Annotated in this window: 9 protein-coding genes; 4 read left to right on the forward strand and 5 right to left on the reverse strand. The window is 69.0% G+C overall.

Annotation, left to right across the window (positions count from 1 at the left end; all coding sequences use genetic code 11):
• From O3Q52_RS45750 to folE, 4 genes are all read left to right on the forward strand, one after another.
• The coding region (locus tag O3Q52_RS45750; protein ID WP_269654402.1) for an ATP-binding protein at positions 1–738 on the forward strand (738 nt) is incomplete at its 5' end.
• A gap of 107 nt (positions 739–845) precedes the next feature.
• Complete coding sequence (gene hpt / locus O3Q52_RS45755) at positions 846–1,406, forward strand: hypoxanthine phosphoribosyltransferase (protein WP_143640508.1); 561 nt, start codon at positions 846–848, stop codon at positions 1,404–1,406.
• Between the two features lie 212 nt (positions 1,407–1,618).
• Positions 1,619–3,658 carry an ATP-dependent zinc metalloprotease FtsH gene (gene ftsH, locus O3Q52_RS45760; RefSeq protein WP_266762204.1) on the forward strand — a complete coding sequence of 680 codons (2,040 nt, stop codon included), beginning with the start codon at positions 1,619–1,621 and terminating at the stop codon, positions 3,656–3,658.
• 147 nt (positions 3,659–3,805) lie between these two features.
• Positions 3,806–4,411, forward strand: coding sequence for a GTP cyclohydrolase I FolE (gene folE / locus O3Q52_RS45765; protein ID WP_055610774.1), 606 nt, complete (start codon positions 3,806–3,808; stop codon positions 4,409–4,411).
• Between the two features lie 96 nt (positions 4,412–4,507).
• Here folE and O3Q52_RS45770 read toward each other — a convergent pair whose 3' ends face one another.
• The 5 genes from O3Q52_RS45770 to O3Q52_RS45790 form a co-directional block, all read right to left on the reverse strand.
• On the reverse strand, positions 4,508–4,993 hold the full coding sequence (locus O3Q52_RS45770; RefSeq protein WP_200397457.1) for a DUF3180 domain-containing protein: 486 nt from the start codon (positions 4,991–4,993) through the stop codon (positions 4,508–4,510).
• A 46-nt stretch (positions 4,994–5,039) separates the two neighbouring features.
• A complete protein-coding gene (folK, locus tag O3Q52_RS45775) occupies positions 5,040–5,648 on the reverse strand; it encodes a 2-amino-4-hydroxy-6-hydroxymethyldihydropteridine diphosphokinase (RefSeq protein WP_055610776.1) in 609 nt (202 codons plus the stop codon).
• A complete protein-coding gene (gene folB, locus O3Q52_RS45780) occupies positions 5,645–6,004 on the reverse strand; it encodes a dihydroneopterin aldolase (protein WP_269654403.1) in 360 nt (119 codons plus the stop codon). Before folB ends, folK begins: the two co-directional genes overlap by 4 nt.
• Positions 6,005–6,241: 237 nt before the next feature.
• Positions 6,242–6,745, reverse strand: coding sequence for a nuclear transport factor 2 family protein (locus tag O3Q52_RS45785; protein WP_269654404.1), 504 nt, complete (start codon positions 6,743–6,745; stop codon positions 6,242–6,244).
• On the reverse strand, positions 6,742–7,076 hold a 335-nt coding region (locus O3Q52_RS45790; protein WP_269654405.1), incomplete at its 5' end, for a dihydropteroate synthase. The genes O3Q52_RS45790 and O3Q52_RS45785, both read right to left, overlap by 4 nt.

Raw genomic sequence — 7,076 nt, forward strand, 5'->3', positions numbered from 1 at the left:
GCCGAGGGCACGGAGATCACGGGCGGCCACATCTGCGGTGACCCCGAGACGGCCGAAGCGGAGAAGTGCACCGCCCACGCCCTGGACGCCGCCGCCGAGCGCCACGGCGCCGCCGCGGTCCTGCTCGGCCACACCCGCGACGACCAAGCCGAAACCGTCCTGCTCGGCCTGGCCCGCGGCTCCGGCATCCGTTCCCTGTCCGGAATGGCCGCCGTCTCCGGAGGGCCGGGAGCCGCCCGCCGCTACCGCCGCCCCTTCCTGCACCTCGACCGGCAGACCGCCCGGAAGGCCTGCATGGTCCAGTCCCTGCCCGTCTGGGACGACCCCCACAACGCGGATCCGGCTTACACCCGTTCCCGGCTGCGCCACGAGGGGCTGCCCGCCCTGGAGAAGGCGCTCGGCAAGGGTGTCGTCGAGGCACTCGCCCGTACGGCCCAGTTGTCCCGTGACGACGCCGACGCGCTCGACGCGTGGGCGGGCCAGGCCGAGGCCTCCGTGCGCGACGCCACGGGCCTCCTGGAGTGCGCCAAGCTGTACGCCCTGCCGCCCGCCGTGCGCCGCCGCATCCTGCGCCGCGCCGCCATCGAGGCCGGGGCGCCCGCCGGTTCGCTGTTCGCCCGGCACATCGAAGAGGTCGACCGGCTGATCACCGGCTGGCGCGGTCAGGGAGCCATCAACCTCCCGGGCAAAGTCGTCGCCCAGCGGCAGGGTGGCAGACTGGTGATTCGGCAAGGCTGAAAAAGGGTTCCCCTTCGGGGAGCGACCCGCCCCGGAGGGCAACCCCTTCGGGGAGCGGCTCCTCTTCGGGGAGGGCCGGGAAGCAGCCGGTGGGACGACCGAAAGTGATGCGGGTGGACGCGAAAGACCTGGGCACCGACCTCAAGTCGGTGCTCATCACCAAGGAAGAGATCGACGCGAAGCTGGGCGAGCTGGCCGCGAAGATCGACGCGGAGTACGCGGGCAAGGACCTGCTGATCGTCGGTGTCCTCAAGGGCGCCGTGATGGTCATGGCGGACCTGGCCCGGGCCCTGTCCACCCCCGTCACGATGGACTGGATGGCGGTGTCCTCGTACGGGGCGGGCACCCAGTCCTCCGGAGTGGTGCGGATCCTCAAGGACCTCGACACCGACATCAAGGGCAAGCACGTCCTGATCGTCGAGGACATCATCGACTCCGGGCTCACACTCTCCTGGCTCATCTCCAACCTCGGCTCCCGCGAGCCCGCGTCCCTCAAGGTGTGCACGCTGCTGCGCAAGCCGGAGGCCGCGAAGGTCGCGATCGACGTGGAGTGGGTCGGCTTCGACATTCCCAACGAGTTCGTCATCGGGTACGGCCTCGACTACGCGGAGAAGTACCGGAACCTGCCGTTCGTCGGTACGCTCGCGCCTCACGTCTACGGCGGTTGAGGCACCCTGGTGGGACGGCGTCACACTGACAGGGGTCCAACCCCTGTAGGACGTCCGGGAACCCCAGCGGGTTTCGCGCCGTTGGAGCATGCGTAGACGGGTTTGTCAGCCGGACCGCGCAGCTTCGGGTGACAATGCTGAGGTACCGTCCGAAGAACAGTCTTATCAAACTCACTATGGCAGGAGGGACGGGGCGGCACCGCTCCGTATGGATGGACGTGAAGCGATACTTCCGTGGGCCGGTCATGTGGATCGTGCTGGCCGTCCTTGCCGTGGTCGTGTTGATGCAGGTCGTCGGCTCGTCCGGCGGCTACAAGACGGTGGACACAGGCCAGGTCGTCCAGGCGATCAATGACAACAAGGTCCAGCAGGCCAAGCTCACCACCGGCGACGAGCAGGTCATCAAGATCGAGCTCAAGGACGGTACAAAGGTCGAGGGCAGCTCGAAGATCCAGGCGAGCTACATCGGCGACCAGGGCGTGGCCCTGGCCACCACCCTCCAGGACAAGTACCAGAACAAGCAGATTCCGGACGGCTACACGGTCTCGCCGACCAAGCAGAACGCTTTCGTCGGCATCCTGCTGTCCCTGCTCCCCTTCGTCCTCATCGTCGTTGTCTTCCTGTTCCTGATGAATCAGATGCAGGGCGGCGGCTCCCGGGTCATGAACTTCGGGAAGTCCAAGGCGAAGCTCATCACCAAGGACACCCCGAAGACGACGTTCGCCGATGTGGCGGGCTCGGACGAGGCGGTCGAGGAGCTCCACGAGATCAAGGAGTTCCTCCAGGAGCCGGCGAAGTTCCAGGCCGTCGGGGCGAAGATCCCCAAGGGTGTGCTCCTGTACGGGCCTCCCGGTACGGGCAAGACGCTGCTCGCGCGTGCTGTCGCGGGTGAGGCGGGCGTCCCGTTCTACTCGATCTCCGGTTCCGACTTCGTCGAGATGTTCGTCGGCGTCGGTGCCTCCCGGGTCCGTGACCTCTTCGAGCAGGCCAAGGCGAACGCCCCGGCGATCGTCTTCGTCGACGAGATCGACGCGGTCGGCCGCCATCGCGGCGCCGGCCTCGGCGGTGGTCACGACGAGCGCGAGCAGACGCTGAACCAGCTGCTCGTCGAGATGGACGGCTTCGACGTCAAGGGCGGTGTGATTCTCATCGCCGCCACGAACCGTCCGGACATCCTCGACCCGGCCCTCCTGCGCCCCGGCCGGTTCGACCGCCAGATCGCGGTCGACCGCCCGGACATGCAGGGCCGTCTGGAGATCCTCAAGGTCCACCAGAAGGGCAAGCCGGTCGCTCCGGACGTCGACCTGGGCGCGGTTGCCCGGCGCACGCCCGGCTTCACGGGCGCGGACCTGTCGAACGTGCTGAACGAAGCCGCGCTGCTCACCGCACGCAGCAACCTGAAGCTCATCGACAACAACATGCTCGACGAGGCGATCGACCGTGTGGTCGCGGGCCCGCAGAAGCGGACCCGGATCATGTCGGACAAGGAGAAGAAGATCACCGCGTACCACGAGGGCGGACACGCCCTGGTCGCGGCGGCGTCTCCGAACTCCGACCCGGTCCACAAGATCACGATCCTCTCCAGAGGCCGTGCTCTCGGCTACACGATGGTCCTGCCGGACGAGGACAAGTACTCCACGACCCGCAACGAAATGCTCGACCAGCTGGCATACATGCTGGGCGGGCGCGCGGCCGAGGAGCTCGTCTTCCACGACCCGACCACGGGTGCCGCGAACGACATCGAGAAGGCCACAGCCACGGCCCGCGCGATGGTCACGCAGTACGGCATGACCGAGCGTCTCGGCGCGATCAAGTTCGGCGGCGACAACACCGAGCCCTTCCTGGGCCGGGAGATGTCGCACCCGCGCGACTACTCGGAAGAGGTCGCCGCGCTCGTCGACGAAGAGGTCAAGAAGCTCATCGAGAACGCGCACAACGAGGCCTGGGAAATCCTGGTCGAGAACCGCGACGTGCTCGATGCGCTGGTCCTCCAGCTGCTGGAGAAGGAGACGCTGAGCAAGGAGCAGATCGCCGAGGTCTTCGCTCCCCTCGTCAAGCGTCCGGCCCGCCCCGCGTGGACCGGTTCCTCCCGGCGCACGCCGTCCACCCGTCCGCCGGTGCTCTCCCCCAGGGAGCTGTCACTGACGAACGGGACGAACGGCGCCAGCCCCGCGATCACCGCGAGCACCAAGGCCTCCACCGAGGCGCTCCCGGTGACCGAGTCGGCCCCCGAGGACCGTTCCGAGAGCTGATCCAGGCTCGGGTGCGATACACCTCACCAGGTCCGGAACGAAATGCCGCGCCCCCCAGGTCTTAGCCTGGGGGGCGCGGCATCGTTGTATGCCCGAACATGAGACGCGTGATCCGTACGCGTCACAGGCTCAGGAACGAGGCACGAGATGACCGATCCCGTGACGCTGGACGGTGAGGGCACGATCGGCGAATTCGACGAGAAGCGCGCCGAGAACGCCGTACGAGAGCTGCTGATCGCGGTCGGAGAGGACCCGGACCGCGAGGGGTTGCGGGAGACGCCGGGGCGGGTCGCCCGGGCGTACAAGGAGATCTTCGCGGGGTTGTGGCAGACGCCCGAGGACGTCCTGACGACGACGTTCGATCTCGGCCACGACGAGATGATCCTGGTGAAGGACATCGAGGTGTTCTCGACGTGTGAGCACCATCTGGTGCCGTTCAGGGGCGTCGCGCACGTCGGGTACATCCCGAGCACGAACGGCAAGATCACGGGGCTGTCGAAGCTGGCGCGGCTCGTGGACGTCTACGCCCGGCGGCCGCAGGTGCAGGAACGGCTCACCACGCAGATCGCCGAGTCGCTGATGGAGATCCTGGAGCCGCGTGGCGTGATCGTGGTGGTCGAGTGCGAGCACATGTGCATGTCCATGCGGGGGATTCGCAAGCCGGGGGCGAAGACCATAACGTCGGCCGTTCGGGGGCAGCTGCGGGATGCCGCCACCCGTAATGAGGCGATGAGCCTCATCATGGCTCGCTGATCGGTTCGCTGCGCGGGGACGCTTCGCGGTCCGTGCGGGTTCGTTGAGGCTGGGCGCGCAGTTCCCCGCGCCCCTGGACTACGGGGCTGCGCCCCGTTACGTCGCTCGGGCCGTGCCGCCGTTCGTGTCGTCGTCCTCCGGGAGCTTGCATACGCGCTCCAGGAAGAAGGCGGCCGCTATGACGGCGATGCCGGCGAGGACCGAGAAGCCGGCGTAGATGGCCTGGTCGCGGCGGGCGGGGATGTCGAGGGACTCCAGGAGGAAGACGCCCGTGCCACCGTACATACCGGCGACGAGGGCGGCCACCAGGGCGCTGGCCTGGCCGAAGACAACCGCTCTGGCCGCCATCATGGGGTCGACGCCCTTCGCGTCGGGGCGGCGCTCGCGCTGGGCCTTGAGACGGGCCCGCAGGGAGAGCGCCGTGGCCAGGAGCACGACGGCGATCAGAGCGAGGACGATGGGGGCGGCCAGCGGGACCCGGGGGAGTGTCCCGACCGAGTTCCACAGGCGGGCACCCGCCCAGGACAGCAACCCGGCGACGAAGAACACCGCGGCCAGCGTCCTGATGCGCAGCTCTTTCACATTGCCCCTTCGATCGACCCGCCTGTGTGCGTCTCGACCTTAACGACTACTCGGGCAGCTGGAGTTCCAGGTCGGCGCGGGGCGCGACACCTTCCCTGGGGACGTCGGCGAGCAGGTGCGCCACGGGGCCGCGGCCGGGGAGCTGGGCCTCGGGCTCCACGTCGTACCAGGGGGCCAGGACGAAGGCGCGCTCGTGGGCCCGGGGGTGCGGGAGGGTCAGCACCGGGTCGTCCGAGACCACGTCCGCGTACGCCACGATGTCCACGTCGATCGTCCGGGGGCCCCAGCGCTCGTCCCGGACGCGGTGGAAGGCCTCCTCGACCGCGTGGGCCCGCTCCAGGAGCGAGGAGGGCGGGAGGGTCGTCTTCAGCACGATCACCGCGTTGAAGTACGTCGGCTGGCTGCCGGGGTCCACGCCCCACGGCTCCGTCTCGTACACCGGAGAGACCGCCTTGATGCGGACGCCCGGGGTGTCCTCCAGGGCGTCGATGGCGCCCTGGAGGGTCTCCAGACGGTTGCCGAGGTTCGAGCCGAGGGAGAGCACGGCGCGCCTGGGGTTCTGCAGGGTCGTGTCGGCGGCGTCCACGCGCTCCACCACGGAGGCGGGCACCGGCTGTACGGTCGGGTCGCTCTGGCCCTCGGTGAACGCGGTCATACTCGGCTCCGGATGATGGTGACGGTCACGTCGTCGAAGGGGACCGTGATCGGGGCGTCCGGCTTGTGGACGCACACCTCGATCTCCTGGACCCCCTCGTGCTTGAGGCACGTCTGCGCGATGCGCTCGGCGAGGGTCTCGATGAGGTTCACCGGCTCGCCCTCGACGACGGCCACGACCTCCTCCGCCACGATGCCGTAGTGCACGGTCTTCGTGAGGTCGTCGTCGGCCGCGGCAGGCCGGGTGTCCAGGCCCAGGGTGAGGTCCACGATGAAGGTCTGGCCCTCCTCGCGTTCCTCGGGAAAGACACCGTGGTGCCCGCGGGCCCTGAGGCCGCGCAGCGCGACACGATCCACGCGAATCACTCCTGCAATCGTCGGTAACGGCGGGCTCTCCCGAGTGCGGTCGGCAACACCAGCCTCATTCGAATCTACCTGCGAGCACTGACAGCGCTCGCCCGCAGGGGGCTCGCCCCGGGCGGGGGCAAGGAGGGTTCATCGAGTGTTTTCCGGGGGGCACGCGACGGCTAACGGGCTGGTAGCCGCGCATACCCCGGGGCCGGTGATCTCAACCTCTGCTTGGCCCTTACCCACTCAAGCGGGCGACTCGTCGTCTTCTTCCTCGCCGGATTCGGCCAGTACGGGAGAGGCGTGGTGCGACCAGAGTTTCCAGCCCTCGGGTGTGCGGCGGAACACATTCGTGGCGACGACGAGCTGGCCCACGAGCGGCCCGAGTTCGTCGCTGTCCTCCGGTGACGGACCGCCGCTGAGGATGTTCTCCGTACAGGTCACCAGGGCGGTGTCGCCGGTGACCGAAACGTGCACGTCGGTCAGGAAGAACTGGATGTACTCGGTGTTCGCCATGATCAGCGCGTACGACCTCAGGACCTCGCCCCGGCCGTTGAGCACCGGCCAGCCCGGGTGGACGCAGGAGACCTCGCCGGCCTGGGCGGGGTCGTGGTACTCCTCGTCGTGGCCCAGGTCGGACGGGGTCAGCCAGATCGACGACAGCTCCTCGAAGTCGCCCCGCTCCATCGCCTCGTAGAAGGCGGTGTTGGCGAGTTCGACCTGCTCGACGTCCGTGTGGGGGGCGCTCACCGGTCTCCCTCTGCGATCCGGGCGCCCTCCACGGCCCGGGCGACCCGGACGGCGTCGGCGGTGGCCCGAACCTCGTGGACACGGACGGCCCACGCGCCCTGATGCGCGGCGAGCGCGGAGACGGCCGCGGTGGCGGCGTCCCGCTCCCGGGCGGGCGGCGGGGCGCCCTCGGGGCCCGCCAGTACGCGGCCCAGGAACCGCTTGCGGGAGGCGGCCACCAGCACGGGGTGCCCGAGCTCCCGGAGACGGTCGAGGTGGGCGAGCAGGATCAGGTCACGCAGAGCAGCAGACACAGGGCGAGCGACGGGCGCAGCAGCGGCAGCGTGGTGGA

The organism is Streptomyces sp. ActVer, from assembly GCF_027270795.1.
In the GTDB taxonomy this organism is placed as follows: Bacteria; Actinomycetota; Actinomycetes; order Streptomycetales; family Streptomycetaceae; genus Streptomyces; species Streptomyces umbrinus_A.